Source organism: Maribacter aquimaris (assembly GCF_014596745.1).
Lineage (GTDB): Bacteria > Bacteroidota > Bacteroidia > Flavobacteriales > Flavobacteriaceae > Maribacter_A > Maribacter_A aquimaris.
Genome location: NZ_JABTCF010000005.1, coordinates 197,809 through 223,817, shown reverse-complemented (window position 1 = coordinate 223,817; position 26,009 = coordinate 197,809). Strand labels below are relative to the sequence as shown.

The following is a 26,009-nucleotide window of genomic DNA, read 5'->3' as shown; positions in this document are numbered from 1 at the left end:
TTTTAGAATGTCAATTTAAGGCCTAAGGTATAGCTCCTGGTACCAGGACTATTGAAATAATCCATACCCTGGGCGTTGGTAGCTCCACCTAGATTGGTTTCTGGGTCGATACCGGAATAAGGGGTGTCTATCCAAAGGTTTCTACCTGAGAAATATATTTGTCCACCTTTAATGACGTCACCAATTTCGGGTAGGTTGTAAGCAAAGGTCAAATCCCTTAGTCGTACCCAATCTGCTGGCTCCATAGCCGCAATAGAGGGTCCACCGCCAAAGTTACTTCCCTGTCCTTGGAACCACTCTTGGTCTTGGACTACGGGCGTTACGTTGGCAACACCACTGGAAACCACCTCGCCATCAGCGCCTACGTGACCGTAAACTCCATCCATCACAACTAGATTTTCAGCAGGCGTTGTGTCAAAATTGATACTTCCATCGGTGTTATAATAAACTTCTCTTTTTTCGGTTCGCTTACTTACCCCGAATTTATTCATGGCAAAAGCAGTACCGTTGTACATTACCCCTCCTTTTTTAATGTCTATCAAGAAAGACAAGGATAGATTCTTATAGGAAATGGAGTTGGTGATGTTTGCTGTCCAGTCCGGGTTAAAGTTCCCGATTGGCACCAAACCTTGGGCGGTATTGTTCATGGGGTACCCATCCCTAAAGCTATCCGTGGGGTCATCATTAATCAAAACGTTTCCGTTGGCATCCCTATACCAATCTTCCCCAAAGATACTTCGGTATTCCTCGCCAACAACGGCACGTACTTGAGGTACAGTAAATCCTCCTAGGAAGACATTGTCAACACCATCCGCTAAAGCTGTAACGATATTGGTGAATTGAGTGTAGTTGGCAACAAGATCCCAAGTAAAATTCTCTGTTCTTATTGGAGTGGCATTCACGCTGATTTCAATACCCTTGGCTTCCATAGAGGCAGCATTCAAGAAAACTGAATTAAACCCTGATGTTGCAGCGATAGGTACTGGCATTAATAGGTCTGTATTGACGTTTTTGAAATATGTAAAATCAACTCCTAACCTACTTTTGAAAAAGCGAAGGTCAGCACCAACTTCCCAAGTATCCTGGGTCTCGTGCTTCAAATCGGCATTACCTAAATCGTCATCAACGAAAAAGGCGGTTTGACCTTGATATGGAAATCTGTATGAAATACCATTGTCATCACCGGTCCAACCATCACCGCCGTCAGCTGCCTCGTAGTAGTTACTCGTACTGTATGCAGGTGCGATGTTCGCGGTACGCGCGGCTGAAGCCCTTAATTTACCAAAACTAAAGAAGTCACTTTTTAAGTCTCCTATTTCACTAAAGACAAAACCTAAACTGGCCGAAGGGTAGAACGCTGATTTGTTCTGTTGTGGCATTGTCGTAGCCCAATCGTTCCTGCCGGTAAATCCTAAAAAGATCATATCGTCATACGAGAATTGTAAGTCTGCAAAAACTGCAGAAGTCCTGTAATTCGCTGTTGCGGTCGATGTGGTATTGGCACTGGAGTTGTTCAACTGATAAAAATCAGGAATTTCCAAACCTGTGGCATCACCGAATAGATACTTGTTGTAATCGGAAAAGAAGTTGTTACCGATGGTAGCACTCATGTTGAATTTATCCGAAATATCCTTTCTATAGGTTAATAAAATATCCGAGTTGAAGACGCTGTTGAAATCCATGTATTCACCAAGATATCCTCCGGTTTGAGCTCTAGAACCGATTTTGAACTTATCTGTATATTTGGTGTTGTACCAATCGATACCGGTATTATAAACCAAACTTAATTCATCGGTAAACTGAACGTTAAGGTTGATATTACCTGTAAAACGGTTTACATCTTCCTCATAGGCGATGTTGTTCGCTGTCCAGTATGGGTTGTCATACCCACCACCGTTTCTATAATTACGTTGTGTGCCATCAGCGAATTCATAGCCTGCACTATTGTCAAAACTAGCTGCTGTTCTTAAAAGTCCGAGCATAATACCGGATACGTTGGATCCTTTTTGGATTTGTACGGACCTGGAATTGGTATAGGCCATATTTGCTCCAAACGTGATCTTGTCAGAAATTTTGGTAGAACCGTTCAAGCGAACTGTCGTTCTTCCATAGGTGTTGTTTGGTATGATCCCTGTCTGCTCCAAATTGGACATTGAAAAGTAATAATCGCCCTGTTCCGTACCGTTACTGATGCTGAAGCGATTGTTCAATTGATATCCATTTTCGAAAAAATCATAGGGGTCATAGTATTGGGCAGGGGTGCCATTTCCTGTGCCCTTAGGTACTAAACTGCCGTTGGGATCCCATCGGTAGGAAGTGTCACCATCATATTCCAAACTGGAGATTTCAGGTCCCCAAGAATCTGCATTACCTCCTATCCATGCGCCATTCTGTCCTTGGGCATATTTCTTTTGCCTTGCAGGAAGATGGGATACTACATCAACACCAATCGAGGTATGGAATTCAATTCTTCTTTCAGTCAGGTTCTTACCTGATTTTGTAGTGATGATAATCGCTCCGTTGGCAGCACGTACCCCGTAAAGGGCTGTTGCAGCACCACCTTTCAATACGGAAAGGCTGGCGATATCATCAGGGTTGATGTCAATGGTACGATTGGAAGTATTCACTCCGCCGGTTCCACTGTCTCCACCACCTGTATCAATGGGCTGGCCATTGACAATAAATAAAGGTTGGTTGTTTCCTGTAATTGAAGACGACCCCCTAATGGTAATAAAGGTAGAAGCACCGGCTTCACCTGAGGCACTTACAATTTGGACACCTGATGTGGCGCCTGAAAGGGAGTTTACAAGGTCAGCATTAGGTTTTACGCTAATGGCCTCGGCCTCTACGGTCTGTACGTTATAACCTAGGCCTTTTTGACTTCTAGTTATACCTACCGCTGTTACTACTACTTCGTCAAGGGCTTGTGCGTCATCTTCCATTTGAACGTTGATGCTGTTCCCTGCACCCACTTTTTTGCGCGTTTCCTTTTGACCAATATAGGTAAACAATAGTGTTTGACCTTCTGATGCCTTAATAGTATAATTACCATCAAAATCGGTCTGGGTACCATTGGTTGTACCTACCACAACGATATTTACTCCCGGTAGTGGCAGGCCACTTTGGTCTGAGACCATACCGGAAATCGTTTTCTCCTGTGCAAACGATATGTGCACAACAAACGCCAATAGCAGCGTTAAGATTCCACTCAAATTTGTTTTCATTTTTATAATATTTGAATTAGTTGAGGGCTAAAATCTTAATATTAAGTTAATAAAGCAAGTTTATTTTAATAATATTTTAAGATCTGTTGCAAATAATGCAACTTTCCTAATTGTTTTTGTTATAAAATATGGATAGTTCAAGGAAACTCAATCATAATGAAAATATGATAATATTATTAATTTTTTGAAATTGAAAATTCAAAAAAATGGGTTTTGGGATGCATTTTTGTTAGGCGTTAATCCTTATATATAAGGTGGGGATTTTGAAGATTTGAAGTGGGGGTGTGTTGAGGAAAAATATTCTTGTTTTTTTGCATGCATTCAAAAAAACTTTAAAATTAATCTATATGTATTTGAATTATAATGAAATATTGCTACATTTGCCAGCCCTTAAACGAAGGGTAAAATATTTATACATTTATATATAGTATGCCAACAATTTCACAATTAGTACGAAAAGGAAGGGCCACGATTACCAAGAAGAGTAAATCGGCTGCTTTGGATTCGTGTCCTCAAAGGAGAGGTGTATGTACAAGGGTATATACAACAACTCCTAAGAAACCAAACTCTGCCATGAGAAAAGTGGCTAGGGTAAGGTTAACCAATGGAAAGGAAGTTAACGCTTATATTCCAGGTGAAGGACACAACTTGCAAGAGCACTCGATAGTATTGGTAAGGGGCGGAAGAGTAAAAGATTTGCCAGGTGTTAGGTATCATATTGTCAGAGGTGCTCTGGATACTGCCGGTGTTGCTGGTAGGACCCAACGTAGGTCTAAGTATGGAGCAAAAAGACCTAAGAAGTAATCAAAACTTTTTTTAAAAGACAGCAATGAGAAAAAGACAGGCAAAGAAAAGACCAATTTTACCCGATCCAAGGTTTAACGACCAGTTGGTGACACGTTTTGTGAATATGATGATGTGGGATGGTAAGAAATCAGTGGCGTTTAACGTGTTTTATGATGCTATAGATATAGTTGAGGAAAAGAATACTGATGAAGAAAAGACAGCGTTGGAGTTGTGGAAAGATGCACTTTCCAATGTGATGCCCCATGTTGAAGTAAGAAGTAGGAGAGTTGGTGGTGCTACCTTCCAGATACCTATGCAGATCAGACCCGACAGAAAAATATCCACAGCTATGAAATGGCTGATCAGTTTTGCGCGTAAGCGTAATGAAAAGGGTATGGCTCTAAAGTTGGCGGCTGAGATTTTGGCAGCTTCAAAAGAAGAAGGCGCAGCGGTTAAGAAAAGGGTTGATACCCATAAAATGGCCGAAGCGAACAAAGCATTCTCTCACTTTAGATTTTAATCAGGAATGGCAAGAGATTTAAGATATACAAGAAATATAGGTATTGCGGCGCATATTGATGCGGGTAAGACCACGACTACAGAGCGTATATTATTTTATACGGGTGTTAGTCATAAAATAGGTGAGGTGCACGATGGTGCGGCTACCATGGATTGGATGGAGCAGGAGCAAGAGCGTGGTATTACCATTACCTCTGCGGCTACAACCTGTGAATGGAACTTTCCCATGAAAAACGGAAAGGTTACCGATGAGACCAAACCTTTTCACTTTAACATTATAGATACTCCCGGACACGTTGATTTTACCGTTGAGGTAAACCGTTCGTTAAGGGTTTTGGATGGTCTGGTTTTTCTTTTTAGTGCTGTGGATGGTGTTGAGCCACAATCAGAGACTAACTGGAGATTGGCTGATAATTATAAAGTGCCTCGTATCGGTTTTGTGAACAAAATGGATCGCCAAGGCTCTAACTTCCTTATGGTTTGTAAGCAAGTAAAAGAGATGTTGGGTTCCAATGCGGTTCCTATCGTATTGCCAATTGGTGATGAAGCGGATTTTAGGGGTGTTGTTGACTTGGCCAAGAATAGGGCTATAGTTTGGCATGAGGATAATTTCGGTTCTACTTTTGATGTCGTGGATATTCCTGAGGAAATGAAGGAAGAGGTTCATGAGTATCGGGCAGCCCTTATTGAGGCTGTTGCGGAGTACGATGAAAATTTGATGGAGAAATTTTTCGAGGATGAGGATTCGATTACAGAGGACGAGGTGCATGCTGCGCTAAGGGCTGCTGTAATGGATAGGGCCATCATTCCTATGATCTGTGGTTCTTCATTCAAGAATAAAGGTGTTCAGTTTTTATTGGATGCCGTATGTAGGTATTTGCCATCCCCTATGGATAAGGAGGCTATCATAGGTGTAAATCCTGATACCGGTGAAGAGGAAACTCGTAAGCCAGATGTTAAGGAGCCGTTTGCTGCCTTGGCATTTAAGATTGCTACGGATCCTTTTGTGGGTCGTTTGGCTTTCTTTAGAACGTATTCAGGTCGTTTGGATGCCGGTTCTTATATCTTGAACAACCGTTCAGGTAAGAAAGAACGTATTTCACGTATTTATCAAATGCATTCCAATAAACAGAATGCTATCGATTATATTGAAGCAGGTGATATAGGTGCCGCTGTTGGTTTTAAGGATATTAAGACCGGTGATACCATGTCGGCTGAAAAGCATCCGATAGTCTTGGAGAGTATGGACTTTCCTGATCCGGTTATTGGTATTGCTGTTGAGCCTAAGACGAAGGTTGATGTGGATAAATTAGGTATGGCTTTGGCTAAATTGGCTGAGGAAGATCCAACATTCCAGGTTAAAACAGATGAGTCTTCAGGTCAAACAATCATATCCGGTATGGGTGAGCTTCACTTGGATATTATTGTAGATCGATTAAGACGCGAATTCAAAGTGGAGGTAAACCAAGGTGAGCCTCAGGTTGAATATAAAGAAGCTTTAACGAAAACCGCTGCACATAGGGAGACTTATAAGAAGCAATCAGGTGGTCGTGGTAAGTTCGGTGATATTGTTTTCGAAATGGGTCCAGCGGATGATGATTTCGAAGGTACAGGTTTACAGTTTGTAGATAAAATCAAAGGGGGTCGAATTCCAAAGGAATTTATTCCTTCTGTAGAAAAAGGTTTCCAAGCTGCCATGAAGAATGGACCACTTGCCGGTTATGAAATGGATACAATGAAGGTTGTTCTTACGGATGGTTCTTTCCACCCTGTGGATTCTGATGCATTGTCTTTTGAATTAGCTGCCAAAATGGGTTACAAATCCGCAGGAAAAGCTGCAGGTGCTGTAATCATGGAGCCTATAATGAAATTGGAGGTATTGACTCCAGAAGAAAACATGGGTGATATTGTTGGGGATCTTAACCGTAGAAGGGGTACGATTTCCGATATGGGAGATAGGGCAGGTTCTAAAGTTGTAAAAGGTACGGTTCCTCTTTCGGAAATGTTTGGATATGTTACTTCATTAAGAACACTTTCGTCAGGTAGGGCAACCTCTACTATGGAATTCTCACATTACGCTGAGACACCATCGAATATCGCAGAAGAAGTAATTAAAGCAGCAAGAGGGATAACCGCTTAATTTTTAGAAGATGAGTCAAAAAATTAGAATAAAATTAAAATCTTACGATCATAACTTGGTGGATAAGTCTGCTGAGAAAATCGTTAAAACGGTAAAGACTACAGGTGCGGTGGTTACAGGACCTATTCCTTTGCCAACACATAAAAAGATATTTACTGTGTTGCGTTCTCCACACGTAAATAAGAAATCAAGGGAGCAATTTCAATTGAGTTCTTATAAGCGATTGTTGGATATATACAGTTCTTCATCAAAAACCATCGATGCCCTTATGAAGTTAGAGCTTCCTAGTGGTGTGGAGGTCGAGATCAAGGTCTAAGTAAATGTTCCGCTTCAGATAGAAGTGGGGCTAACATGTCCCAAGCTGCGTGCGAGGGAAAAACGGTAACAAAGATAAATTCAGGGCTGAATTATTTTTGGCCCTGTTTTTTTGAAAATAATCAATAGTAATTAATAAATAGTAATAATATGTCTGGGTTAATAGGAAGAAAAGTAGGTATGACCAGCATCTTTGACGAGAATGGGAAGAATGTTCCCTGTACGGTCATAGAAGCAGGACCATGCGTAGTTACCCAAGTCAGAACCGAAGAGGTTGATGGGTATAACGCCCTTCAACTTGGTTTCGATGACAAGGCAGAAAAACGTGCTAATAAGGCCGAAGTCGGTCACTTTAAAAAAGCAGGTGCTTCTCCCAAGAAAAAAGTCGTTGAGTTCCAAGGTTTTGCAGATGGGTACAAATTGGGAGACACAGTAGGAGTTGATGTGTTTTTGGAAGGTGAATTTGTTGACGTAATTGGAACGTCAAAAGGTAAAGGTTTTCAAGGTGTTGTGAAAAGACACGGTTTTGCTGGTGTAGGCCAAGCGACCCACGGTCAGCACAACAGGCTTAGAGCTCCAGGTTCCATTGGTGCCGCTTCATATCCTGCGAGAGTGTTCAAGGGAATGAAAATGGCCGGTAGAATGGGTGGTGATAAGGTAACAGTTCAAAACCTTAAAGTTTTAAAAATAGTTCCAGAGAAAAATCTTTTAGTGGTAAAAGGTTGTGTTCCTGGTCATAAGAACGCTTATGTAACCATTAAAAGGTGGCAGTAATGAAAGTAGCAGTTTTAGATATTAAAGGAAAAGAAACAGGAAGAAAGGTAGACCTTTTGGATAATGTTTTCGCTATAGAACCGAACAATCACGCGATTTACCTTGATGTGAAGCAGTATTTGGCTCATCAGAGACAAGGAACGCACAAGGCTAAGGAACGTGGTGAGATTTCTGGTAGTACACGTAAGATCAAAAAGCAAAAGGGTACGGGTACAGCAAGGGCAGGTAGTATTAAATCGCCTATTTTTAGGGGTGGTGGTCGAATTTTTGGCCCAAGACCTAAGGATTATACCCAGAAATTGAATAAGAACGTTAAGCGTTTGGCCAGAAAATCCGCTTTAAGTCTTAAGGCAAAAGAGCAATCTATCATGGTTGTTGAGGATTTTGATTTTGACGCTCCCAAAACCAAGGATTTTGTTCAGATTTTGAAGTCTTTAGGGCTTCAAGACAAAAAATCTTTATTTGTGTTGGGTGATTCAAATAATGGTGTATATTTGTCTTCGCGTAATTTGGCAGATTCTGAAGTTATAACTAACACAGAATTAAGCACTTACAAGATATTAAACGCAAATAATATAGTATTGTTGGAAGGTTCTTTGGAAGGAATTGAAACGAACTTAAATAAATAGGAAACCATGAGTGTGTTGATAAAGCCAATTATAACGGAAAAAATGACTGCGGATAGCGAGTTGCATAATCGTTATGGTTTCGTTGTGGATCCTAAGGCGAACAAAATTCAAATCAAGGATGCTGTAGAGGCAACTTACGGTGTTTCTGTGAAAAAGGTAAGAACCATGAATTATGGTCCTAGCAGAAAGACAAGATATACCAAAACCGGTATTCAGCATGGTAAGACGAATGCTATTAAAAAAGCGATCGTTGATGTTGTAGAAGGTGATATAATTGATTTTTACAGTAATCTATAAAGACAAAAAATGTCAGTTAGAAAATTAAAACCAATCACTCCAGGACAGCGTTTTAGAGTAGTAAATGGGTTTGACGCCATTACTACTGATAAGCCGGAGAAGAGCTTACTCGCTCCGTTAAAAAAGTCCGGAGGTAGAAACAGTCAAGGAAAGATGACCATACGCCATAGAGGTGGGGGTCACAAGAGAAGGTATCGTGTCATTGATTTCAAGAGAGACAAACAAGGTGTTGTTTCAACTGTAAAATCAATTCAGTATGATCCGAACAGAACTGCTTTTATAGCGTTGTTGGAGTATGTTGATGGAGAGAAGCGTTATGTAATCGCACAAAATGGTTTGGAAGTTGGTCAGACAGTATCGTCTGGTGAGACTGCTGTTCCAGAGATTGGAAATGCTTTGCCTTTGAAAAGTATTCCTTTGGGTACGATTATCTCTTGTATAGAGTTAAGGCCTGGACAAGGAGCTGTTATGGCACGTAGTGCCGGTACATTTGCCCAGTTGATGGCGAAAGAAGGTAAGTTTGTTACCGTAAAATTACCATCAGGGGAGACAAGACTTATTTTGTCTGAATGCTTGGCCACTATTGGGGCTGTATCCAATTCGGATCACCAATTGTTGGTTTCCGGTAAGGCTGGTAGAAGTAGATGGTTGGGAAGAAGACCAAGAACACGACCTGTAGCGATGAACCCTGTGGATCACCCAATGGGTGGTGGTGAAGGTAGGGCTTCCGGTGGTCATCCAAGATCTAAAAACGGAATTCCTGCAAAAGGATTTAGAACTCGTTCTAAAACCAAGAGCACGAATAGATATATATTAGAACGTAGAAAGAAATAAAAAGAAAAAGAAATGGCACGTTCATTAAAAAAAGGACCTTACGTTCATTATAGCTTGGAAAAGAAAATCCAACAAACTGTAACCTCCGGTAAGAAAAGCGTCATAAAGACGTGGTCAAGGGCTTCAATGATTACTCCTGATTTTGTAGGATTGACAGTTGCGGTTCATAATGGTAGACAATTTGTTCCGGTATATGTTACTGAGAATATGGTAGGTCACAAATTAGGCGAATTTTCTCCAACACGATCTTTTAGAGGTCATGCAGGGGCTAAGAATAAAGGTAAAAAGTAAGCTATGGGAGTTCGAAAAAGACAAATGGCCGAAAGAATCAAGGCTGAAAAAAAACAATTGGCTTTCGCTAAATTGAATAACTGCCCGACATCGCCAAGAAAGATGAGGTTGGTAGCTGATTTGATCAGGGGTGTTGAAGTTGAGAAAGCTTTGGCTATCTTAAAGTTCAATTCGAAGGAAGCTTCTCGGAAATTGGAGAAATTGCTTTTATCAGCTTTGGCAAACTGGCAAGCTAAGAATGAAGATGCCAATATGGAAGAAGCTGAACTTATCGTAAAAGAGATAAGGGTAGATAGTGGAACCATGTTGAAAAGATTGCGTCCGGCACCACAAGGTAGAGCGCATAGAATAAGAAAACGTTCAAACCATGTAACATTGGTATTGGGATCTAATAATAATACAGCAAGCTAGAATGGGACAGAAAACAAATCCGATAGGAAATCGTCTTGGAATTATCAGAGGATGGGAATCTAACTGGTACGGTGGAAATGATTATGGTGATAAGCTGGCTGAGGACGATAAAATAAGAAAGTATATTCACGCACGTCTTTCTAAAGCAAGTGTCTCTAGGATAATTATCGAACGTACGTTGAAGTTGATAACTGTTACGGTTACAACGGCTAGACCAGGTATCATTATTGGTAAAGGAGGTCAAGAGGTCGACAAGTTGAAAGAAGAGCTCAAGAAGATTACCGATAAAGAAGTTCAGATCAATATTTTTGAGATCAAAAGACCAGAGGTCGATGCGAATTTGGTTGCCGCGAGTATAGCGAGACAGATTGAAAGTAGAATTTCCTTTAGAAGGGCTATTAAAATGTCCATCGCTGCTGCAATGCGAATGAATGCAGAAGGAATAAAGGTTCAGATTTCAGGACGTTTGAATGGTGCTGAAATGGCTAGATCCGAGTCATATAAAGATGGTCGTATCCCATTGTCCACTTTCAGGGCTGACATAGATTATGCTTTGCATGAAGCACACACCACCTATGGAAGATTAGGTATTAAAGTGTGGATCATGAAAGGTGAGGTTTATGGTAAGAGAGAACTTTCCCCATTGGTTGGAATGCAAAAAGGCCAAGGTGGAAAAGGTGGGAAGCAAGACGGTCAGAGAAAGCAACGTCGTAGAAAGTAATTTTTTAAAGAAGTAAAGAAATGTTACAACCGAAAAGAACCAAGTTTCGTAAAATGCAGAAAGGCCGTATGAAGGGTAACTCCGGAAGGGGTCATCAGCTTTCGAATGGTATGTTTGGCATTAAATCCTTGGATTCATCATTTTTGACTTCCCGTCAAATTGAGGCAGCCCGTATTGCGGCAACGAGATTTATGAAGAGGGAAGGACAATTGTGGATTAAAATATTCCCAGATAAGCCAATTACCAAAAAACCATTGGAAGTACGTATGGGTAAAGGTAAGGGTGCTCCTGAATATTTTGTTGCCGTGGTAAAACCAGGTAGGATTATGTTCGAAATTGGTGGGGTTAGCCAGGAAATTGCGAAGGAAGCCTTGCGTTTGGCGGCACAGAAGTTGCCTGTAAAGACAAAGTTTGTCATTGCAAGGGATTATACAGATGAGAATTAATCGTAAGGAATCATGAAAAATTTAGAAATTAAAAAGTTATCTGTCGAGGAACTTACGGGAAAGCTTGCTGAGTATAAGAAGCAATATGCTGATTTAAAAATGGCACATTTTGTTACTCCGTTGGAGAATCCGCTTCAGATAAAGAAAGTAAGAAGAACGGTTGCAAGATTGGCTACTGAAATAACTAATAGGGAAAACCAATAATTGGTTCTGCTTTATGGAAAAAAGAAACTTAAGAAAAGAGAGAGTAGGGGTTGTTACTAGTGACAAAATGGAGAAATCCATTGTTGTGGCAGAAGTAAAAAGAGTAAAACACCCGATGTACGGTAAGTTCGTTTTGAAAACAAAGAAATATGTTGCTCACGACGAAAAGAACGATTGTAATATCGGTGATACCGTGAAAATTATGGAGACCCGTCCCATGAGTAAGACCAAATGTTGGAGGTTAGTAGAAATCCTAGAAAGAGCTAAATAATATGTTACAGCAAGAATCAAGACTAAAAGTAGCAGACAATACCGGAGCAAAAGAGGTTTTGACCATTAGAGTTCTCGGTGGTACAAAAAGACGCTATGCTTCTATTGGGGACAAAATAGTTGTTTCCGTTAAAGAGGCTACGCCAAATGGGGGTATCAAAAAAGGAGCAGTTTCTACCGCAGTTGTGGTACGAACAAAAAAAGAAGTTAGAAGACCGGATGGTTCATATATTCGTTTTGATGACAATGCTTGCGTATTATTGAATCCTACCGGTGAAATGAGAGGTACCCGTGTTTTTGGACCAGTGGCCAGAGAGTTGCGCGATAAGCAATTCATGAAGATTGTATCATTGGCCCCAGAGGTGCTTTAATATTTAATACTACAATGAAAAAGTTAAAGATAAGAACAGGAGATACCGTAAGAATCATTGCCGGAGACCATAAAGGTACCGAAGGTAAAGTGACAAAGGTGTTTATCGAAAAGAACAAGGCTATCGTAGAAGGAGCCAATATGGTTTCCAAACATGAGAAACCAAGTGCTAACAACCCTCAAGGTGGTATTGTTAAGAAAGAAGCTCCTATACATGTTTCCAATTTGTCGTTGATTGATCCAAAATCAAGCGAAGCTACTAGAGTAGGTTTGGAAGTTAGGGATGGTAAGAAGATCAGGTTTGCTAAGAAATCCAATGAAGTAATTTAGTTATGGCTTACGTTGCAAGATTAAAGAAAGAATATAGAGAGCGTATCGTAGATGCGCTTAAAGAGGAATTTGGTTACAAAAATGTAATGCAAGTACCTAAATTAGAGAAAATCGTGGTTAGTAGAGGTGTTGGTGCTGCCGTGGCCGATAAGAAGTTGATTGATCACGCAGTTGATGAATTAACTATGATAACAGGTCAAAAAGCAGTTTCAACCATGTCTAAAAAGGATGTCGCTGCATTCAAATTACGTAAAGGGATGCCAATAGGTGCCAAAGTAACTTTACGTGGTGAGAGAATGTACGAATTTTTAGATCGCCTTGTGACTTCTGCTTTGCCTAGGGTTCGGGATTTTCAAGGAATTCGAGCAACGGGCTTTGATGGTCGTGGTAATTATAGTTTGGGTGTAACCGAACAAATAATTTTCCCTGAGATAAATATTGACAAGATCAATAGAATCAATGGGATGGATATTACCTTTGTGACTTCCGCGCCAACAGACAAAGAAGCAAAATCATTATTAACAGAATTAGGATTACCTTTTAAAAAGAATTAGTATGGCTAAAGAATCAATGAAGGCCCGTGAAAGAAAAAGGGCAAGAACAGTTGCTAAATATGCTGAAAAGCGTAAAGCCTTAAAAGAGGCAGGTGACTATGAAGCACTTCAAAAATTGCCAAAAAACGCTTCTCCTGTTCGTATGCACAATCGTTGTAAGCTTACGGGAAGACCTAAAGGGTACATGAGGACTTTTGGTGTTTCAAGGGTAACGTTCAGGGAAATGGCCAATCAAGGCTTGATTCCCGGAGTTAAAAAAGCCAGCTGGTAATTAAAAATAAATAAACTGGTTTCAGGTTTAGCGATATTGCTAAAAACCGTCACCGAATTTAATAAAAATGGTAACAGATACTATAGCAGATTATTTAACACGAGTTAGAAATGCCAGTTCAGCCGGACATCGGGTGGTTGAAATTCCTGCTTCCAATGTTAAGAAAGAGATAACTAAGATATTGTTCGATCAAGGATATATCCTGAGTTACAAATTTGAAGATGACAAAGTTCAGGGGTCAATTAAGATTGCTTTGAAATATGACAAAGAAACCAAGGAACCTGTAATTAAGAAAATACAACGTATTAGTAAGCCAGGTCTACGTAAATATGCCAATTCCGGTGATATGCCCAGGGTATTGAACGGTTTGGGAATTGCAATTGTCTCTACTTCCCATGGGGTAATGACCAGTAAGCAGGCCAAGAAGGAAAACGTAGGTGGCGAGGTTTTATGCTATGTGTATTAATACTATATAAAGAGTAAAAAAATGTCAAGAATAGGTAATAATCCGATAGCAATTCCAGAAGGAGTGACTATAGATGTAAAAGAGAATGTGGTTACTGTAAAAGGTAAACTGGGTGAGTTGACTCAAGAGTTTTCTGGTGTGGCTATAAAGATTGAAGACGGACAAGCTTGGGTTACAAGACCATCGGATTCGATAGAGTCCAAATCAAAACACGGTCTTTACAGATCACTTGTTTTAAATATGGTCGAAGGAGTTTCCAAAGGTTGGACCAAGGAGCTTGAATTGGTAGGTGTTGGTTATAGGGCCAGCCATCAAGGACAGAAATTGGATTTGGCGCTTGGTTTTTCACACAATATAGTTTTGGACATCGCTCCGGAAGTGAAAATTGAAACTAGTTCAGAAAAAGGAAAGAACCCAATCATAAAGCTTACCTCTTTTGACAAACAATTGGTAGGGCAGGTAGCGGCAAAGATTCGTTCTTTCCGTAAACCAGAACCTTACAAAGGAAAAGGAATCAAGTTCGTAGGAGAACAATTAAGAAGAAAAGCAGGTAAATCAGCTTAATAATAAGTATCATGGGATTATCAAAGACTCAGAGAAAATTTAGAATTAGAAGGAGAATTAGAAAGGTCTCTTTCGGAACCGCTGAAAGGCCAAGATTGGCTGTGTTTAGAAGTAATACAGGAATCTATGTCCAAGTAATCGATGATAATAGTGGAAACACCTTGATTGCTGCTTCTTCTAGGGATAAGGACTTGGCATCGGCTAAAGGAAGTAAATCTGAAATTGCTAAACTAGTGGGTAAGGCCATAGCTGAAAAATGTCAGAAAGCAGGTATAGAAAGGGTAGCCTTCGATAGAGGTGGAAATTTATATCACGGAAGGGTTAAAGCACTTGCAGAGGCGGCAAGGGAAGCAGGACTAAAATTTTAATATAGAGTATGTACCAGAAATACAAAAACGTAGAAACTGTTAAACCAGGAGGTTTAGAGCTTAAAGATAGGTTGGTTGGTGTGCAAAGGGTGACCAAAGTAACCAAGGGTGGTAGGGCATTTGGCTTTTCTGCTATCGTAGTGGTAGGTGATGAGGCAGGAGTCGTAGGTCATGGTTTGGGTAAGTCCAAGGAAGTAGCCACTGCCATTGCCAAAGCTATCGAAGATGCGAAAAAGAACCTTATTAGGATTCCTTTGGACAAGCATACCTTACCACATGAACAAAAAGGAAAATTTGGTGGGGCCAGAGTTTATATCCAGCCTGCATCCCATGGTACAGGAGTAATTGCTGGTGGTGCTGTGAGAGCGGTATTGGAAGCAGTAGGTGTACATGATGTATTGTCCAAATCCCAAGGTTCATCCAACCCACATAATGTTGTTAAGGCTACATTTGATGCACTATTGCAATTGCGAGGTGCCAGTACGGTAGCCAAACAAAGAGGGGTTTCATTGGATAAGGTTTTTAAAGGATAAAAAGAGGTTTCGGTATAGGTAAAACGATTTGGATTTCCCATTCGTGTCTACTGAATATCAACTTCGAAATACTAAGAGAAATGGCAAAGATTAAAGTAAAACAGTTAAAAAGTAGTATTAAGCGTCCACAAAACCAAAAGAGGACTTTGGAGGCTTTAGGACTGCGTAAGATTGGTCAAGTAGTAGAACACGATGCCACGCCAAATATTATTGGCATGATAGATAAAGTTAAACACTTAGTTTCCACAGAGGAGGCTTAATATACATATAGTGTAATGAATTTAAGTAATCTAAAACCAGCTGAAGGTGCCGTCAATAGGGATGGCAAAAGGGTAGGAAGAGGTCAAGGCTCCGGTAAGGGAGGAACTGCAACTCGAGGACATAAAGGAGCTAAGTCTAGGTCTGGATATTCCAAGAAGATCGGTTTTGAAGGAGGGCAGATGCCATTGCAAAGGCGTGTACCCAAGTTCGGTTTCACCAACATCAACAGAAAGGAATATAAAGGCATCAATCTTGATAAACTTCAAGAACTGGTTGACAACAAAGCAATCAAGGATGTTGTTACTTTTGATAACCTTGTCGAGTTGGGCTTGGTAAGAAAGAACGATTTAGTGAAAATTTTAGGAGGAGGGGAATTGAAGGCTTCCTTAAAAGTATCAGTGCATAAGTTTACAGCTACTGCAAAAGCAGCTATTGAGGCAGCTGGCGGTGAAGCAATAGATTTATAAGGCAGACAATACATTACTATGAAGAAATTTTTCGAGACACTATCCAATATTTGGAAGATTGAGGAGCTAAGGAATAGAATAACCATTACCTTGGGTCTTCTTTTGGTATACCGCTTTGGTTGTCAAATCGTTCTTCCTGGTATCGATACGGCACAATTGGCCGAATTGACCTCTAGTACCGACAGTGGTATATTGGGTATTCTAAATGCCTTTACGGGTGGTGCTTTTGCGAATGCCTCCGTTTTTGCATTGGGGATTATGCCATATATCTCTGCATCGATTGTTGTACAGTTGATGGGTATTGCCATTCCGTATCTACAGAAGTTACAGAAAGAAGGAGAGAGTGGTAGAAAAACGATCAATCAAATTACCCGATGGTTGACCATCGGTATCTGTATTGTTCAAGCACCGGCTTATTTATATAGCCTTGGTGCATTGGGTGTTCCGGATAGTGCATTTGTTTTGGGTAAAGGATTGGATTTTATCATCCCTTCGGTAATCATATTGGTAACAGGTTGTGTCTTTGCGATGTGGCTGGGAGAGAAAATTACCGATAAAGGTATTGGTAATGGTATCTCTTTATTGATTATGGTGGGTATTATTGCAAGACTTCCACAATCCTTCGCACAGGAATTTATTTCTAGGACTGCCAATAATAACGGTGGACTAATGTTCATTCTTATTGAAGTGATTCTTTGGTTCCTTGTAATTTTAGCTAGTATATTATTGGTAATGGCAACAAGACAGATACCAGTACAGTATGCTAGGAGAACTGCTTCTGGTGGTTATGAGAAGAATGTAATGGGGTCTAGACAATACATTCCATTGAAATTAAATGCATCAGGGGTAATGCCTATCATTTTTGCGCAGGCAATAATGTTCGCACCCGGATTAATAGGAAGAACGTTCAATAATACGGCAATAGGACAATGGATGGAAGTGCAATTCCAGGATATATTTGGATTGGCTTACAACATATTGTTCGCATTGTTAATCATCATATTCACCTATTTCTATACGGCTATTACTGTGCCTACGAATAAAATGGCGGATGACTTGAAAAGAAGTGGCGGATTTATCCCTGGTATAAGACCAGGTAAGGAAACCGGTGATTTTCTTGATAAGATCATGTCATTGATCACATTACCAGGGTCGGTCTTTTTGGCCTTATTGGCAGTGTTGCCAGCTATTGTTGTTAAGGTTCTGGATGTACAATCCGGTTGGGCCATGTTCTATGGAGGTACTTCCTTATTGATTATGGTGGGTGTGGCTATTGACACGGTACAGCAGGTAAACGCTTATTTGTTGAACAGACATTATGATGGTTTAATGAAATCTGGTAAAAACAGAAAAGTAGCATAGGTTATGGCTAAACAAGCAGCAATAGAACAAGATGGGTCTATTATAGAGGCGCTATCAAATGCAATGTTTCGGGTAGAATTGGAGAATGGCCATGTGGTCACTGCGCATATCTCAGGTAAAATGAGGATGCATTATATAAAATTGCTCCCTGGGGATAAGGTTAAGTTGGAAATGAGTCCATACGACCTTACCAAAGCAAGAATTACATATAGATATTAAGACAGTAAAATGAAAGTTAGAGCTTCAGTAAAGAAAAGAAGTGCCGATTGCAAAATAGTACGCAGAAAAGGCAGGTTGTACGTAATCAACAAAAAGAATCCTAGATTTAAACAAAGACAAGGATAATTATGGCAAGAATTGCAGGTATAGATATACCAAAACAGAAAAGAGGGGTCATAGCCCTTACCTATATTTTTGGTATCGGTAGAAGTAGAGCTAAAGAGATTTTAGAAAAGGCCCAGGTTAGTGAAGATACGAAGGTGTCTGACTGGAACGATGATGAGATCGGTCGTATTCGTGAGGCGGTAGCCTCGTTCACCATTGAAGGTGAATTACGATCAGAAACCCAATTGAACATTAAGCGATTAATGGATATTGGTTGTTATAGGGGTATTCGTCATAGAGCCGGTCTACCATTGAGAGGGCAAAGGACTAAGAACAACTCCAGAACCCGAAAAGGAAAAAGAAAAACAGTCGCCAACAAGAAAAAGGCAACTAAATAATAAGTAGCATATTATGGCAAAGACAAATGCAAAATCGGCTAAAAAACGTAAAGTTATAGTAGATGCTGTTGGAGAAGCTCACGTTACGGCATCTTTCAATAATATCATTATATCGTTGACCAATAAAAAAGGAGATGTTATTTCTTGGTCATCAGCCGGAAAACAAGGATTCAGAGGGTCTAAAAAGAACACTCCCTATGCTGCTCAGGTAGCTGCTGAGGATTGTGCTAAAGTGGCCCATGAAGCAGGTCTTAGAAAAGTAAAGGTTTACGTTAAGGGACCGGGAAATGGTAGGGAATCCGCAATTCGTTCTATACATAATTCCGGAATAGAGGTGACAGAGATCATCGATGTTACCCCAATGCCACATAACGGCTGTAGACCACCAAAAAGAAGAAGAGTTTAATTAAAATTAATTCATAGGAAGTGTAGTTACGATTATCGAAGGATTAAGCCTTAATTCATAATCACATTTCCAAATTAAAAGAAGATGGCAAGATACACAGGACCAAAAAGTAAAATCGCCCGTAAATTCGGTGAAGCGATTTTTGGAGACGATAAGTCTTTTGAAAAGAAAAATTACCCTCCAGGACAACACGGACAAAATCGTCGTAGAGGTAAAAAATCAGAATATGCTATCCAGTTGATGGAAAAGCAAAAAGCCAAATATACTTACGGTATATTAGAGCGCCAATTCAGAAACTTGTTCTCCAGTGCCAATAGAAGTAAAGGGGTTACCGGTGAGGTACTTTTACAATTGTGTGAATCAAGATTGGACAATGTTGTTTATAGAATGGGTATCTCTACATCAAGAAGAGGGGCTAGACAATTGGTTTCACATAGACATATTACCGTAAATGGGGAGTTGGTTAACATACCATCGTATTCCTTAAAGCCCGGTGATGTTGTTGGAGTTAGGGAGAAATCCAAGTCTTTACAGACTATCCAAGATGCTTTGGCAGCCAGCAATCATGTGTATGAATGGATTACCTGGAATACAGAAAAGAAAGAAGGTACTTTCGTTTCGATTCCAGAAAGAATGCAGATTCCTGAAAATATCAAGGAACAATTAATAGTCGAGTTATACTCAAAATAAAACAACACTGATCCAATTATGGCATTATTTAATTTTCAGAAACCCGATAAAGTAATAATGATCGATTCTTCAGATTTCGAAGGGAAATTTGAATTTCGACCATTGGAACCTGGCTACGGATTAACCATTGGGAATGCATTAAGAAGAGTATTGCTTTCATCTTTGGAAGGCCATGCCATTACTTCGGTAAGAATTGATAAAGTTGAACATGAGTTTTCGGTAATTCCTGGTGTTGTAGAAGATGTTACTGAGATGATCCTGAACTTGAAACAAGTTCGGTTCAAAAAGCAGATCGAGGATTCTGAAGCAGAGGTTGTTTCAATCTCAGTGAGTGGAAAAGATCAATTGACTGCCGGTGATTTTCAAAAATTCATTTCAGGGTACCAAGTATTGAATCCTGATTTGGTTATTTGTAACATGGATTCCAAAGTCGCTATCAATATGGAAATAGTTATTGATAAGGGTAGAGGATATGTTCCAGCCGATGAGAATAAAAAATCAAATGCTGCTTTAGGTACCATAGCCATCGATTCTATTTTTACACCTATAAAAAATGTAAAATATAGTATTGAGAACTTTAGGGTCGAGCAAAAGACCGATTATGAAAAATTGGTTTTTGAAATCGTTACCGATGGTTCCATCCATCCAAAGGATGCTTTGACAGAAGGGGCAAAAGTTTTGATACATCACTTTATGTTGTTCTCTGATGAGCGTATTACCTTGGAAGCTGATGAAATCGCCCAGACTGAAACATATGATGAGGAATCATTGCATATGCGCCAACTTTTGAAAACAAAATTGGTAGATATGGATCTTTCGGTTCGTGCCTTGAATTGCTTAAAAGCAGCGGAAGTTGATACATTGGGTGACTTGGTTTCATTCAATAAAAACGATTTAATGAAGTTTAGGAATTTTGGTAAAAAATCCTTGACGGAATTGGAAGAGTTGGTCATCAACAAGGGTCTTAGCTTCGGTATGGATCTTTCAAAATATAAATTAGATAAAGATTAAGTAATCATATTTTGCTCTTCTGACGTCATTGTCAGGATTTGTAGCAAGATGATAAAATTAGAAAATGAGACACGGTAAGAAAGTTAATCACCTAGGAAGAAAAGCAGCGCATAGAAAGGCTATGTTAGCCAATATGGCTTGTTCTTTGATCGAACATAAGAGAATCAACACAACTGTAGCAAAGGCCAAAGCCTTAAAACGGTTCGTTGAACCTTTGATCACAAAATCAAAGGCAGAGAACAACCTAACTGCTGATAAAGGAACCCATAATAGACGTATTGTTTTTAGATATTTAAGAAGCAAGGATGCGGTTACCCAGTTGTTCAGTGAGGTTTCTGAGAAAGTTGGTGATAGACCAGGGGGTTATACGAGAGTCATAAAGTTAGGAAATCGTTTAGGTGATAATGCTGATATGGCAATGATTGAGCTTGTTGATTTCAATGAAATCTACAATGCGGATAAGCCTAACAAGAAAACTACAAGACGTAGTAGAAGAGGTGGTGGTGCCAAAACGGAAGTTCCGCCGGTTCCTGTAGCTGATAACAAAACTGACGATTCAGAAGAATAAAATGTTATTACCAGAATATTTATTAAAGGATAAACTTAACAGTTTATCCTTTTTTTTATGGTTTTTTTATGGTTTACTTGGGGTGTAAGCCGGTTTTACTGGGTTTTGTGTTTCCTTTTCTTAAAAAGTGATTGCTGGATTGGGATATGGAATCAATAAAGAATTGTTTATTTTCGCTTTTAAATGTTTTTATATAAATTAAAATTTATGAGAGTAGTATTTGTATTATTTTTTCTAGGACTTTCAGGCTTTGTACGTGCCCAAGGTGTTGGTTCACAGAATATACCTTTAACGGCAAGTGAAATTGCAGGAATAGGAGGGTCTTTTACCTTGAATCTAGTGGATAAGAAGAATGCTAAAAGTAAAAAAACAGTAGATGGGTCCCCTTATTTATTCAAATCATGGGATAACAATGCCAAAGTGTACCTTGATAATAAGGTTTATGTTTTCAATATGTTCAATTATAATGCCTATGCAGAACGTTTTGAGGCAAAAGTTTCTGAGGATTCCGTTTATATTATAAATCCGAAGGGTGTTGATAAAGTGGTGATTTTGAATAGGGCCTTTAAAAGGTATTTGGATCCGGAATATCAGCGTAACTCTTATTTTGAAGAGATATTTAAATCTGACAATTTCCTGTTGTTGCGAAAATATTATACGACACTTCGAGAACCTAATATCAATCCATTGACGAAAGTGCCTGAAGGTTTGCCGGAGTTATTACAAAATGAGGATTTCTATGTGCTTAAAACTGACAATGAGAAATTGGAGAAGATTAAGTTCAGAAAAAAATCAGTTTTGGATCTAATACCCAAGAACCAACAAAAGGTGGTGCAGTCCTATGTAAAGAAGAATAATTTAAAATATAACAACCTTCATGATATTGTAACTATTTTAAAGTATTATATCGCCTTATCGGCCTAGAGGGTTGAAATTGTTTTTTAGAATAAGAAGTATTGGGAATTACATTACAGATAGCATATCAAAAATTGAATTTTAAGACCAAAAACAGATAAATGAAATATCAATCCAAGAAAAGAGCACTGTTATTATTGGCCGATGGAACCATCTTCCATGGAAAGTCCGTAGGGGGAAAAGAAGGAACATCATTTGGTGAAGTTTGTTTTAACACGGGGATGACGGGTTATCAGGAAATATTCACGGATCCTTCCTATTATGGTCAGCTTATGGTTACGACCAACGCCCATATCGGTAACTATGGAACCAATAAGGAAGAAGTAGAGTCGGATTCTGTGAAGATAGCCGGATTGATCTGTAAGAATTTCAGTTACGATTACTCCCGTCCTGCTGCTGATGGTGGATTGTTGGAATTTTTAGAGAAAAACAACACCTTGGCGATATCCGATGTGGATACTAGGGCATTGGTTGGCTATATACGTGATAATGGGGCAATGAATGCCGTAATATCCACAGAGGTCGATCAAATAGAGAACCTTAAGGCTGAACTTGCGAAAATGCCGAGTATGGAAGGACTGGAGCTTGCTTCGAAAGTTTCGACCAAAGAGGCATATTTCGTAGGTGATGAAAATGCCACGTATAAAGTATCTGCCTTGGATATTGGTATCAAAAAGAATATTCTTCGGAACCTTGCGAAAAGGGACTGTTATATTAAGGTGTTTCCGTACGACGCAACCTTTGGGGAAATGAGTGCATGGAGCCCTGACGGTTACTTTATCTCCAATGGCCCCGGTGACCCCGAACCATTGGAAGAAGCCATTAAAACAGCTAAGGATATCATTGCATGTGGCAAACCACTTTTTGGTATTTGCCTGGGACATCAAGTAATTGCATTGGCCAATGGGGTGTCTACTTATAAGATGCATAATGGACATCGTGGTATAAACCATCCTGTAATGAATTTACTGACCGGCAAGGGGGAAATCACGAGTCAAAACCACGGTTTTGCCATCAATCGGGAAGAGACGGAATCCCATCCTGGGCTAGAGATAACCCATGTACATTTAAATGATGATACCGTGGCTGGCTTACGAATGAAGGATAAGGATGTTTTCTCCGTACAATACCATCCCGAAGCAAGTCCTGGCCCCCATGATGCAGAGTATCTTTTTGATCAATTTTTCGATTTGATCGAAAAATCTGCAAAGAAAAAAATAGAAGTTTAAACTATCGTTATTTTCATGTAAAAATAGGGTTCAAATGCCTCTAAAAAGTAGCTTGTTTCGTATCTTTGTACCTTCAAAAAATCAATACTAAAACAAATTCATATGAGTATTATTCTTAGTGTCCATGCGAGACAGATATTTGATTCTCGGGGCAATCCAACAGTAGAGGTAGATGTAATTACAGAAAATGGTATTATGGGCCGTGCCGCGGTTCCTTCGGGAGCTTCCACCGGTGAGCATGAGGCAGTTGAGCTGCGTGATGGCGGTAATGCTTTTATGGGTAAAGGTGTTGGTAAGGCTGTTGAGAATGTCAATACGGTCATTGCAGAGGAAATTTTGGGAATGTCTGTTTTTGAGCAGAACCTTATCGATCAAACAATGATCGAATTGGACGGAACCCCCAATAAATCAAAACTTGGTGCAAATGCTATTTTAGGTGTGTCATTGGCTGTAGCCAAAGCTGCGGCAAATGAGCTTGGAATTTCTTTATACAGATATGTAGGTGGTGTTAGCGCCAATACACTTCCTGTTCCTATGATGAACATCATTAATGGAGGTTCGCATTCAGATGCCCCTATTGCATTTCAGGAATTTATGATCATGCCTGTTAAGGCAAAAAGTTTTTCCCATGCCTTACAAATGGGTACGGAAATTTTCCACAACCTAAAAAAAGTATTACACGATAGAGGACTAAGTACCGCTGTTGGTGATGAAGGTGGTTTTGCCCCTACTTTGGATGGTACTGAGGATGCTATTGAAACTATAGGTAAAGCTGTTGAAAATGCCGGTTATAAATTTGGAGAGGATGTTAAGATTGCATTGGATTGCGCGTCTGCCGAATTCTATGAAAACGGAAAATACGATTACACAAAATTCGAAGGCGACAAAGGAGCTGTTCGTACTTCAGAGGAACAAGCTAAATATTTGGCTGAACTTTGCGCTAAATATCCCATTATCTCTGTAGAAGACGGTATGGATGAGAACGACTGGGATGGTTGGAAAGTCTTGACGGAAATGATTGGGGATAAAGTACAATTGGTTGGGGATGACCTTTATGTTACAAACGTAGAGCGTTTGGCAAAAGGTATTGAAAATGGCATTGCCAATTCAATCTTGATCAAGGTAAATCAGATTGGTTCCTTAACCGAAACCATTGCTGCCGTAAATATGGCTAAGGATGCTGGGTACACTTCCGTAATGTCACACCGTTCTGGTGAGACTGAGGATAATACAATTGCCGATTTGGCAGTAGCCTTGAACACTGGTCAAATAAAAACCGGTTCTGCTTCCCGTTCAGACAGGATGGCAAAATACAATCAATTGCTTCGTATTGAGGAAGAATTAGGAAGTACGGCCTATTTTCCGCAGGAAAAAGCATTTAAGGTAAATCAGTAATCTTAATAGATTTAAAAAAGCCTTTCATTCGAAAGGCTTTTTTTTTGCCCTATGCCTAATTTTACTTAACTTAATGGAATATTGACTACTAATTAATGATTGCTTCAATACATGACGAATTTTCTTTTTGTTGCCGCAGAAAACGACGGATTAAATAAGTGTAAAGCTGGTGGTATGGGCGATGTCGTCCGTGATGTACCCAGACAGATAGCGCAAAGGGGAGATAAAGTACATGTGGTGGTGCCTGCGTATTCGCGATTGCATATAGGAGGGACTTTCAAAACCAATCTTCATTTTCAATTAAGGGGAACGATCTATATTGCAGAATTATATGAGGTTGTCCCAAAGAAAGAGTTTCCGAATATTAGCCATTATGTAATCCATCATCCAGAAATAGAAGCAGGGGATATAGCCCAAATCTATCACAATAATCCCGTAGAACCTTTTTATTCGGATTTTGTAAAGTATGTGATTTTCTGTACTGCAGTCGCTGAGGCTATAAAACAGGGAGCTTTCGGGGAGTTGGATATTGTGCATATGCACGATTGGCATTCAAGTCTGGTATTATTCTTAAAGACCTTCCACCCTGCATACAGTGATTTAAAGAAAATTAGATATGTATATAGTATACATAATTTAGCCATACAAGGCATTCGTCCTTTTGAGAATAATTACGCATCCTTACGAAATTGGTTTCGCGATATTGATTATGATACGGAACAATTAAAGGATTATAGATATCAGGATTGTATTAACCTTATGGCAGTAGGTATTCGTTTTGCCGATGCCGTACATACCGTTTCCCCCTCGTATAAAGAGGATGTATTGTTGCCTAGTGCCCCGCCCGAATTTATTGGAGGGGAAGGTCTTGAGGTGGATTTGCAGAGGGCCGATAATGAAGGGAGATTGTTCGGTATTTTGAATGGAAGTAATTACGCCAATATCCGTGAGGCTGAAACAAATACCATCTATAAGAATATCATAAAGGCCATTTTTCAATGGTTGCAGGAGGAATCTAAAAAATATAAGGCGGACTTTCTGGCCCATACAGGGGAGAAGGTCGTTAAGTTCTTAACTGAGCCACCCAGTTTCGTCGTCTCCAGTGTGGCACGATTGACAGAACAGAAATTTTATTTTTTTAAACGCTCACCGGAAGCGTTGATCCAAATATTGAAAAAGTTGGAGAGCCAAAACGGGGTCCTAATGATTTTGGGAACCGGTGCTCCCGAATATGAAGAGTTGCTGCGGGCAATTAGCTATGAATATTCCAATCTTATTTTTATAAATGCCCAATCAGAGGATGTTATTGATTCTTTGTATCTGGAAACAGACCTCTATTTTATGCCAAGTCTGTTCGAGCCATGTGGTATTAGCCAAATGTTGGCCATGAGAAATGGCCACCCATGTTTGGTGCATCATACGGGTGGTTTAAAAGATACCGTTGAGCACCTAAGAACAGGTTTTAGTTTTGACGGGGACACTTATGATGAAAAGATTAAAAATATGGTAGCCTCCTTTGATTTGGTCTTTGATGTCTATAATAATGACAAGGCCCAATGGAAACGGATCCAAGAAAATGCTAAAAAAATGAGGTTTACTTGGGAGAAATCCGTGGACGCATACTACAAGTTGTTATATTTATGTGGTTCTTAGTCGATTTTCGATA

At 39.7% G+C, this 26,009-nt stretch carries 37 protein-coding genes; 36 read left to right on the top strand and 1 reads right to left on the bottom strand.

The annotated features are described in order from the left end of the window. Nucleotides 1-2 precede the first annotated feature (2 nt). Nucleotides 3-3,224 carry a SusC/RagA family TonB-linked outer membrane protein gene (locus HPE56_RS10270; protein ID WP_188243671.1) on the bottom strand — a complete coding sequence of 1,074 codons (3,222 nt, stop codon included), beginning with the start codon at nucleotides 3,222-3,224 and terminating at the stop codon, nucleotides 3-5. A gap of 429 nt (nucleotides 3,225-3,653) precedes the next feature. On the opposite strand from HPE56_RS10270, the gene rpsL reads away from it, so the two are divergent. The 36 genes from rpsL to HPE56_RS10090 all read left to right on the top strand — a co-directional run bounded on the left by rpsL (nucleotide 3,654) and on the right by HPE56_RS10090 (nucleotide 25,996). Continuing rightward, nucleotides 3,654-4,028 carry a 30S ribosomal protein S12 gene (gene rpsL, locus HPE56_RS10265; RefSeq protein WP_013305196.1) on the top strand — a complete coding sequence of 125 codons (375 nt, stop codon included), beginning with the start codon at nucleotides 3,654-3,656 and terminating at the stop codon, nucleotides 4,026-4,028. 25 nt (nucleotides 4,029-4,053) lie between these two features. Further along, on the top strand, nucleotides 4,054-4,530 hold the full coding sequence (gene rpsG / locus HPE56_RS10260; protein ID WP_188243670.1) for a 30S ribosomal protein S7: 477 nt from the start codon (nucleotides 4,054-4,056) through the stop codon (nucleotides 4,528-4,530). Between the two features lie 6 nt (nucleotides 4,531-4,536). After that, nucleotides 4,537-6,669 carry an elongation factor G gene (fusA, locus tag HPE56_RS10255; protein ID WP_188243669.1) on the top strand — a complete coding sequence of 711 codons (2,133 nt, stop codon included), beginning with the start codon at nucleotides 4,537-4,539 and terminating at the stop codon, nucleotides 6,667-6,669. 10 nt (nucleotides 6,670-6,679) lie between these two features. Then, complete coding sequence (gene rpsJ, locus HPE56_RS10250; protein ID WP_007094989.1) at nucleotides 6,680-6,985, top strand: 30S ribosomal protein S10; 306 nt, start codon at nucleotides 6,680-6,682, stop codon at nucleotides 6,983-6,985. A gap of 149 nt (nucleotides 6,986-7,134) precedes the next feature. Then, the gene (rplC, locus tag HPE56_RS10245) at nucleotides 7,135-7,758 is read left to right on the top strand and encodes a 50S ribosomal protein L3 (RefSeq protein WP_188243668.1); all 624 of its coding nucleotides are present in this window, start codon (nucleotides 7,135-7,137) and stop codon (nucleotides 7,756-7,758) included. Next, nucleotides 7,758-8,387 (top strand): 50S ribosomal protein L4, encoded by a 630-nt coding sequence (gene rplD / locus HPE56_RS10240; RefSeq protein WP_188243667.1) that lies wholly within the window; start codon nucleotides 7,758-7,760, stop codon nucleotides 8,385-8,387. The genes rplC and rplD overlap by 1 nt, the downstream gene beginning before the upstream one ends. A 6-nt stretch (nucleotides 8,388-8,393) precedes the next feature. Beyond that, nucleotides 8,394-8,684: a 50S ribosomal protein L23 gene (gene rplW / locus HPE56_RS10235; protein ID WP_109649562.1), complete on the top strand. Its 291-nt coding sequence runs from the start codon at nucleotides 8,394-8,396 to the stop codon at nucleotides 8,682-8,684. Nucleotides 8,685-8,693: 9 nt separating this feature from the next. Beyond that, nucleotides 8,694-9,518 carry a 50S ribosomal protein L2 gene (gene rplB / locus HPE56_RS10230; protein WP_188243666.1) on the top strand — a complete coding sequence of 275 codons (825 nt, stop codon included), beginning with the start codon at nucleotides 8,694-8,696 and terminating at the stop codon, nucleotides 9,516-9,518. A gap of 12 nt (nucleotides 9,519-9,530) precedes the next feature. Then, on the top strand, nucleotides 9,531-9,809 hold the full coding sequence (rpsS, locus tag HPE56_RS10225; protein ID WP_109649560.1) for a 30S ribosomal protein S19: 279 nt from the start codon (nucleotides 9,531-9,533) through the stop codon (nucleotides 9,807-9,809). A 3-nt stretch (nucleotides 9,810-9,812) separates the two neighbouring features. After that, nucleotides 9,813-10,220 carry a 50S ribosomal protein L22 gene (gene rplV, locus HPE56_RS10220; RefSeq protein WP_109649559.1) on the top strand — a complete coding sequence of 136 codons (408 nt, stop codon included), beginning with the start codon at nucleotides 9,813-9,815 and terminating at the stop codon, nucleotides 10,218-10,220. A 1-nt stretch (nucleotide 10,221) separates the two neighbouring features. Further along, nucleotides 10,222-10,941, top strand: coding sequence for a 30S ribosomal protein S3 (gene rpsC, locus HPE56_RS10215; protein ID WP_188243665.1), 720 nt, complete (start codon nucleotides 10,222-10,224; stop codon nucleotides 10,939-10,941). A 20-nt stretch (nucleotides 10,942-10,961) separates the two neighbouring features. After that, on the top strand, nucleotides 10,962-11,387 hold the full coding sequence (gene rplP, locus HPE56_RS10210; protein ID WP_188243664.1) for a 50S ribosomal protein L16: 426 nt from the start codon (nucleotides 10,962-10,964) through the stop codon (nucleotides 11,385-11,387). A 12-nt stretch (nucleotides 11,388-11,399) separates the two neighbouring features. Further along, a complete protein-coding gene (rpmC, locus tag HPE56_RS10205; RefSeq protein WP_109649556.1) occupies nucleotides 11,400-11,591 on the top strand; it encodes a 50S ribosomal protein L29 in 192 nt (63 codons plus the stop codon). Nucleotides 11,592-11,604: 13 nt separating this feature from the next. Beyond that, entirely contained in the window at nucleotides 11,605-11,862 is a 258-nt protein-coding gene (rpsQ, locus tag HPE56_RS10200; RefSeq protein ID WP_079510393.1) for a 30S ribosomal protein S17, read from the top strand. Nucleotide 11,863: 1 nt separating this feature from the next. Continuing rightward, nucleotides 11,864-12,232, top strand: coding sequence for a 50S ribosomal protein L14 (gene rplN / locus HPE56_RS10195; RefSeq protein WP_149274837.1), 369 nt, complete (start codon nucleotides 11,864-11,866; stop codon nucleotides 12,230-12,232). Nucleotides 12,233-12,246: 14 nt separating this feature from the next. After that, nucleotides 12,247-12,561 carry a 50S ribosomal protein L24 gene (gene rplX, locus HPE56_RS10190; protein ID WP_188243663.1) on the top strand — a complete coding sequence of 105 codons (315 nt, stop codon included), beginning with the start codon at nucleotides 12,247-12,249 and terminating at the stop codon, nucleotides 12,559-12,561. Between the two features lie 2 nt (nucleotides 12,562-12,563). Continuing rightward, nucleotides 12,564-13,115: a 50S ribosomal protein L5 gene (rplE, locus tag HPE56_RS10185; RefSeq protein ID WP_188243662.1), complete on the top strand. Its 552-nt coding sequence runs from the start codon at nucleotides 12,564-12,566 to the stop codon at nucleotides 13,113-13,115. A gap of 1 nt (nucleotide 13,116) precedes the next feature. Next, entirely contained in the window at nucleotides 13,117-13,386 is a 270-nt protein-coding gene (rpsN, locus tag HPE56_RS10180; RefSeq protein ID WP_188243661.1) for a 30S ribosomal protein S14, read from the top strand. Between the two features lie 67 nt (nucleotides 13,387-13,453). Next, on the top strand, nucleotides 13,454-13,852 hold the full coding sequence (gene rpsH, locus HPE56_RS10175; RefSeq protein WP_188243660.1) for a 30S ribosomal protein S8: 399 nt from the start codon (nucleotides 13,454-13,456) through the stop codon (nucleotides 13,850-13,852). Between the two features lie 21 nt (nucleotides 13,853-13,873). Further along, nucleotides 13,874-14,416 (top strand): 50S ribosomal protein L6, encoded by a 543-nt coding sequence (gene rplF, locus HPE56_RS10170; RefSeq protein WP_188243659.1) that lies wholly within the window; start codon nucleotides 13,874-13,876, stop codon nucleotides 14,414-14,416. Between the two features lie 11 nt (nucleotides 14,417-14,427). Continuing rightward, nucleotides 14,428-14,784, top strand: a complete 357-nt coding sequence (gene rplR / locus HPE56_RS10165) for a 50S ribosomal protein L18 (protein WP_188243658.1) — start codon at nucleotides 14,428-14,430, stop codon at nucleotides 14,782-14,784. A gap of 8 nt (nucleotides 14,785-14,792) precedes the next feature. Further along, nucleotides 14,793-15,317, top strand: coding sequence for a 30S ribosomal protein S5 (gene rpsE / locus HPE56_RS10160; RefSeq protein WP_109649549.1), 525 nt, complete (start codon nucleotides 14,793-14,795; stop codon nucleotides 15,315-15,317). 80 nt (nucleotides 15,318-15,397) lie between these two features. After that, complete coding sequence (gene rpmD / locus HPE56_RS10155; protein WP_109649548.1) at nucleotides 15,398-15,577, top strand: 50S ribosomal protein L30; 180 nt, start codon at nucleotides 15,398-15,400, stop codon at nucleotides 15,575-15,577. A gap of 15 nt (nucleotides 15,578-15,592) precedes the next feature. Continuing rightward, nucleotides 15,593-16,045 carry a 50S ribosomal protein L15 gene (gene rplO, locus HPE56_RS10150; protein WP_188243657.1) on the top strand — a complete coding sequence of 151 codons (453 nt, stop codon included), beginning with the start codon at nucleotides 15,593-15,595 and terminating at the stop codon, nucleotides 16,043-16,045. Nucleotides 16,046-16,063: 18 nt separating this feature from the next. Beyond that, complete coding sequence (gene secY, locus HPE56_RS10145) at nucleotides 16,064-17,407, top strand: preprotein translocase subunit SecY (RefSeq protein WP_188243656.1); 1,344 nt, start codon at nucleotides 16,064-16,066, stop codon at nucleotides 17,405-17,407. 3 nt (nucleotides 17,408-17,410) lie between these two features. Then, entirely contained in the window at nucleotides 17,411-17,626 is a 216-nt protein-coding gene (gene infA, locus HPE56_RS10140; protein ID WP_013305172.1) for a translation initiation factor IF-1, read from the top strand. Nucleotides 17,627-17,635: 9 nt separating this feature from the next. Next, nucleotides 17,636-17,752, top strand: a complete 117-nt coding sequence (ykgO, locus tag HPE56_RS10135; RefSeq protein WP_013305171.1) for a type B 50S ribosomal protein L36 — start codon at nucleotides 17,636-17,638, stop codon at nucleotides 17,750-17,752. A gap of 2 nt (nucleotides 17,753-17,754) precedes the next feature. Beyond that, nucleotides 17,755-18,129 (top strand): 30S ribosomal protein S13, encoded by a 375-nt coding sequence (gene rpsM, locus HPE56_RS10130; RefSeq protein ID WP_109649545.1) that lies wholly within the window; start codon nucleotides 17,755-17,757, stop codon nucleotides 18,127-18,129. 13 nt (nucleotides 18,130-18,142) lie between these two features. Continuing rightward, nucleotides 18,143-18,535, top strand: a complete 393-nt coding sequence (gene rpsK, locus HPE56_RS10125) for a 30S ribosomal protein S11 (RefSeq protein WP_109649544.1) — start codon at nucleotides 18,143-18,145, stop codon at nucleotides 18,533-18,535. Nucleotides 18,536-18,619: 84 nt separating this feature from the next. Further along, complete coding sequence (gene rpsD, locus HPE56_RS10120) at nucleotides 18,620-19,225, top strand: 30S ribosomal protein S4 (RefSeq protein WP_109649543.1); 606 nt, start codon at nucleotides 18,620-18,622, stop codon at nucleotides 19,223-19,225. Between the two features lie 18 nt (nucleotides 19,226-19,243). Then, entirely contained in the window at nucleotides 19,244-20,236 is a 993-nt protein-coding gene (locus tag HPE56_RS10115) for a DNA-directed RNA polymerase subunit alpha (RefSeq protein WP_188243655.1), read from the top strand. A 64-nt stretch (nucleotides 20,237-20,300) separates the two neighbouring features. Further along, on the top strand, nucleotides 20,301-20,804 hold the full coding sequence (gene rplQ / locus HPE56_RS10110; RefSeq protein ID WP_188243654.1) for a 50S ribosomal protein L17: 504 nt from the start codon (nucleotides 20,301-20,303) through the stop codon (nucleotides 20,802-20,804). Nucleotides 20,805-21,011: 207 nt separating this feature from the next. Beyond that, the gene (locus HPE56_RS10105) at nucleotides 21,012-21,728 is read left to right on the top strand and encodes a hypothetical protein (RefSeq protein ID WP_188243653.1); all 717 of its coding nucleotides are present in this window, start codon (nucleotides 21,012-21,014) and stop codon (nucleotides 21,726-21,728) included. Nucleotides 21,729-21,820: 92 nt separating this feature from the next. Further along, nucleotides 21,821-22,948: a glutamine-hydrolyzing carbamoyl-phosphate synthase small subunit gene (carA, locus tag HPE56_RS10100; protein ID WP_188243652.1), complete on the top strand. Its 1,128-nt coding sequence runs from the start codon at nucleotides 21,821-21,823 to the stop codon at nucleotides 22,946-22,948. 102 nt (nucleotides 22,949-23,050) lie between these two features. Beyond that, on the top strand, nucleotides 23,051-24,343 hold the full coding sequence (gene eno, locus HPE56_RS10095; RefSeq protein WP_109649537.1) for a phosphopyruvate hydratase: 1,293 nt from the start codon (nucleotides 23,051-23,053) through the stop codon (nucleotides 24,341-24,343). A 111-nt stretch (nucleotides 24,344-24,454) separates the two neighbouring features. Beyond that, nucleotides 24,455-25,996 carry a glycogen synthase gene (locus HPE56_RS10090; RefSeq protein ID WP_188243651.1) on the top strand — a complete coding sequence of 514 codons (1,542 nt, stop codon included), beginning with the start codon at nucleotides 24,455-24,457 and terminating at the stop codon, nucleotides 25,994-25,996. Nucleotides 25,997-26,009 lie beyond the last annotated feature (13 nt).

Excerpts from the sequence above, each read along its gene's own strand:
- HPE56_RS10270 (WP_188243671.1), bottom strand. The coding sequence starts at position 3,224 with ATGAAAACAAATTTGAGTGGAATCTTAACGCTGCTATTGGCGTTTGTT.
- rpsL (WP_013305196.1), top strand. The coding sequence starts at position 3,654 with ATGCCAACAATTTCACAATTAGTACGAAAAGGAAGGGCCACGATTACC.
- rpsG (WP_188243670.1), top strand. The coding sequence starts at position 4,054 with ATGAGAAAAAGACAGGCAAAGAAAAGACCAATTTTACCCGATCCAAGG.
- fusA (WP_188243669.1), top strand. The coding sequence starts at position 4,537 with ATGGCAAGAGATTTAAGATATACAAGAAATATAGGTATTGCGGCGCAT.
- rpsJ (WP_007094989.1), top strand. The coding sequence starts at position 6,680 with ATGAGTCAAAAAATTAGAATAAAATTAAAATCTTACGATCATAACTTG.
- rplC (WP_188243668.1), top strand. The coding sequence starts at position 7,135 with ATGTCTGGGTTAATAGGAAGAAAAGTAGGTATGACCAGCATCTTTGAC.
- rplD (WP_188243667.1), top strand. The coding sequence starts at position 7,758 with ATGAAAGTAGCAGTTTTAGATATTAAAGGAAAAGAAACAGGAAGAAAG.
- rplW (WP_109649562.1), top strand. The coding sequence starts at position 8,394 with ATGAGTGTGTTGATAAAGCCAATTATAACGGAAAAAATGACTGCGGAT.
- rplB (WP_188243666.1), top strand. The coding sequence starts at position 8,694 with ATGTCAGTTAGAAAATTAAAACCAATCACTCCAGGACAGCGTTTTAGA.
- rpsS (WP_109649560.1), top strand. The coding sequence starts at position 9,531 with ATGGCACGTTCATTAAAAAAAGGACCTTACGTTCATTATAGCTTGGAA.
- rplV (WP_109649559.1), top strand. The coding sequence starts at position 9,813 with ATGGGAGTTCGAAAAAGACAAATGGCCGAAAGAATCAAGGCTGAAAAA.
- rpsC (WP_188243665.1), top strand. The coding sequence starts at position 10,222 with ATGGGACAGAAAACAAATCCGATAGGAAATCGTCTTGGAATTATCAGA.
- rplP (WP_188243664.1), top strand. The coding sequence starts at position 10,962 with ATGTTACAACCGAAAAGAACCAAGTTTCGTAAAATGCAGAAAGGCCGT.
- rpmC (WP_109649556.1), top strand. The coding sequence starts at position 11,400 with ATGAAAAATTTAGAAATTAAAAAGTTATCTGTCGAGGAACTTACGGGA.
- rpsQ (WP_079510393.1), top strand. The coding sequence starts at position 11,605 with ATGGAAAAAAGAAACTTAAGAAAAGAGAGAGTAGGGGTTGTTACTAGT.
- rplN (WP_149274837.1), top strand. The coding sequence starts at position 11,864 with ATGTTACAGCAAGAATCAAGACTAAAAGTAGCAGACAATACCGGAGCA.
- rplX (WP_188243663.1), top strand. The coding sequence starts at position 12,247 with ATGAAAAAGTTAAAGATAAGAACAGGAGATACCGTAAGAATCATTGCC.
- rplE (WP_188243662.1), top strand. The coding sequence starts at position 12,564 with ATGGCTTACGTTGCAAGATTAAAGAAAGAATATAGAGAGCGTATCGTA.
- rpsN (WP_188243661.1), top strand. The coding sequence starts at position 13,117 with ATGGCTAAAGAATCAATGAAGGCCCGTGAAAGAAAAAGGGCAAGAACA.
- rpsH (WP_188243660.1), top strand. The coding sequence starts at position 13,454 with ATGGTAACAGATACTATAGCAGATTATTTAACACGAGTTAGAAATGCC.
- rplF (WP_188243659.1), top strand. The coding sequence starts at position 13,874 with ATGTCAAGAATAGGTAATAATCCGATAGCAATTCCAGAAGGAGTGACT.
- rplR (WP_188243658.1), top strand. The coding sequence starts at position 14,428 with ATGGGATTATCAAAGACTCAGAGAAAATTTAGAATTAGAAGGAGAATT.
- rpsE (WP_109649549.1), top strand. The coding sequence starts at position 14,793 with ATGTACCAGAAATACAAAAACGTAGAAACTGTTAAACCAGGAGGTTTA.
- rpmD (WP_109649548.1), top strand. The coding sequence starts at position 15,398 with ATGGCAAAGATTAAAGTAAAACAGTTAAAAAGTAGTATTAAGCGTCCA.
- rplO (WP_188243657.1), top strand. The coding sequence starts at position 15,593 with ATGAATTTAAGTAATCTAAAACCAGCTGAAGGTGCCGTCAATAGGGAT.
- secY (WP_188243656.1), top strand. The coding sequence starts at position 16,064 with ATGAAGAAATTTTTCGAGACACTATCCAATATTTGGAAGATTGAGGAG.
- infA (WP_013305172.1), top strand. The coding sequence starts at position 17,411 with ATGGCTAAACAAGCAGCAATAGAACAAGATGGGTCTATTATAGAGGCG.
- ykgO (WP_013305171.1), top strand. The coding sequence starts at position 17,636 with ATGAAAGTTAGAGCTTCAGTAAAGAAAAGAAGTGCCGATTGCAAAATA.
- rpsM (WP_109649545.1), top strand. The coding sequence starts at position 17,755 with ATGGCAAGAATTGCAGGTATAGATATACCAAAACAGAAAAGAGGGGTC.
- rpsK (WP_109649544.1), top strand. The coding sequence starts at position 18,143 with ATGGCAAAGACAAATGCAAAATCGGCTAAAAAACGTAAAGTTATAGTA.
- rpsD (WP_109649543.1), top strand. The coding sequence starts at position 18,620 with ATGGCAAGATACACAGGACCAAAAAGTAAAATCGCCCGTAAATTCGGT.
- HPE56_RS10115 (WP_188243655.1), top strand. The coding sequence starts at position 19,244 with ATGGCATTATTTAATTTTCAGAAACCCGATAAAGTAATAATGATCGAT.
- rplQ (WP_188243654.1), top strand. The coding sequence starts at position 20,301 with ATGAGACACGGTAAGAAAGTTAATCACCTAGGAAGAAAAGCAGCGCAT.
- HPE56_RS10105 (WP_188243653.1), top strand. The coding sequence starts at position 21,012 with ATGAGAGTAGTATTTGTATTATTTTTTCTAGGACTTTCAGGCTTTGTA.
- carA (WP_188243652.1), top strand. The coding sequence starts at position 21,821 with ATGAAATATCAATCCAAGAAAAGAGCACTGTTATTATTGGCCGATGGA.
- eno (WP_109649537.1), top strand. The coding sequence starts at position 23,051 with ATGAGTATTATTCTTAGTGTCCATGCGAGACAGATATTTGATTCTCGG.
- HPE56_RS10090 (WP_188243651.1), top strand. The coding sequence starts at position 24,455 with ATGACGAATTTTCTTTTTGTTGCCGCAGAAAACGACGGATTAAATAAG.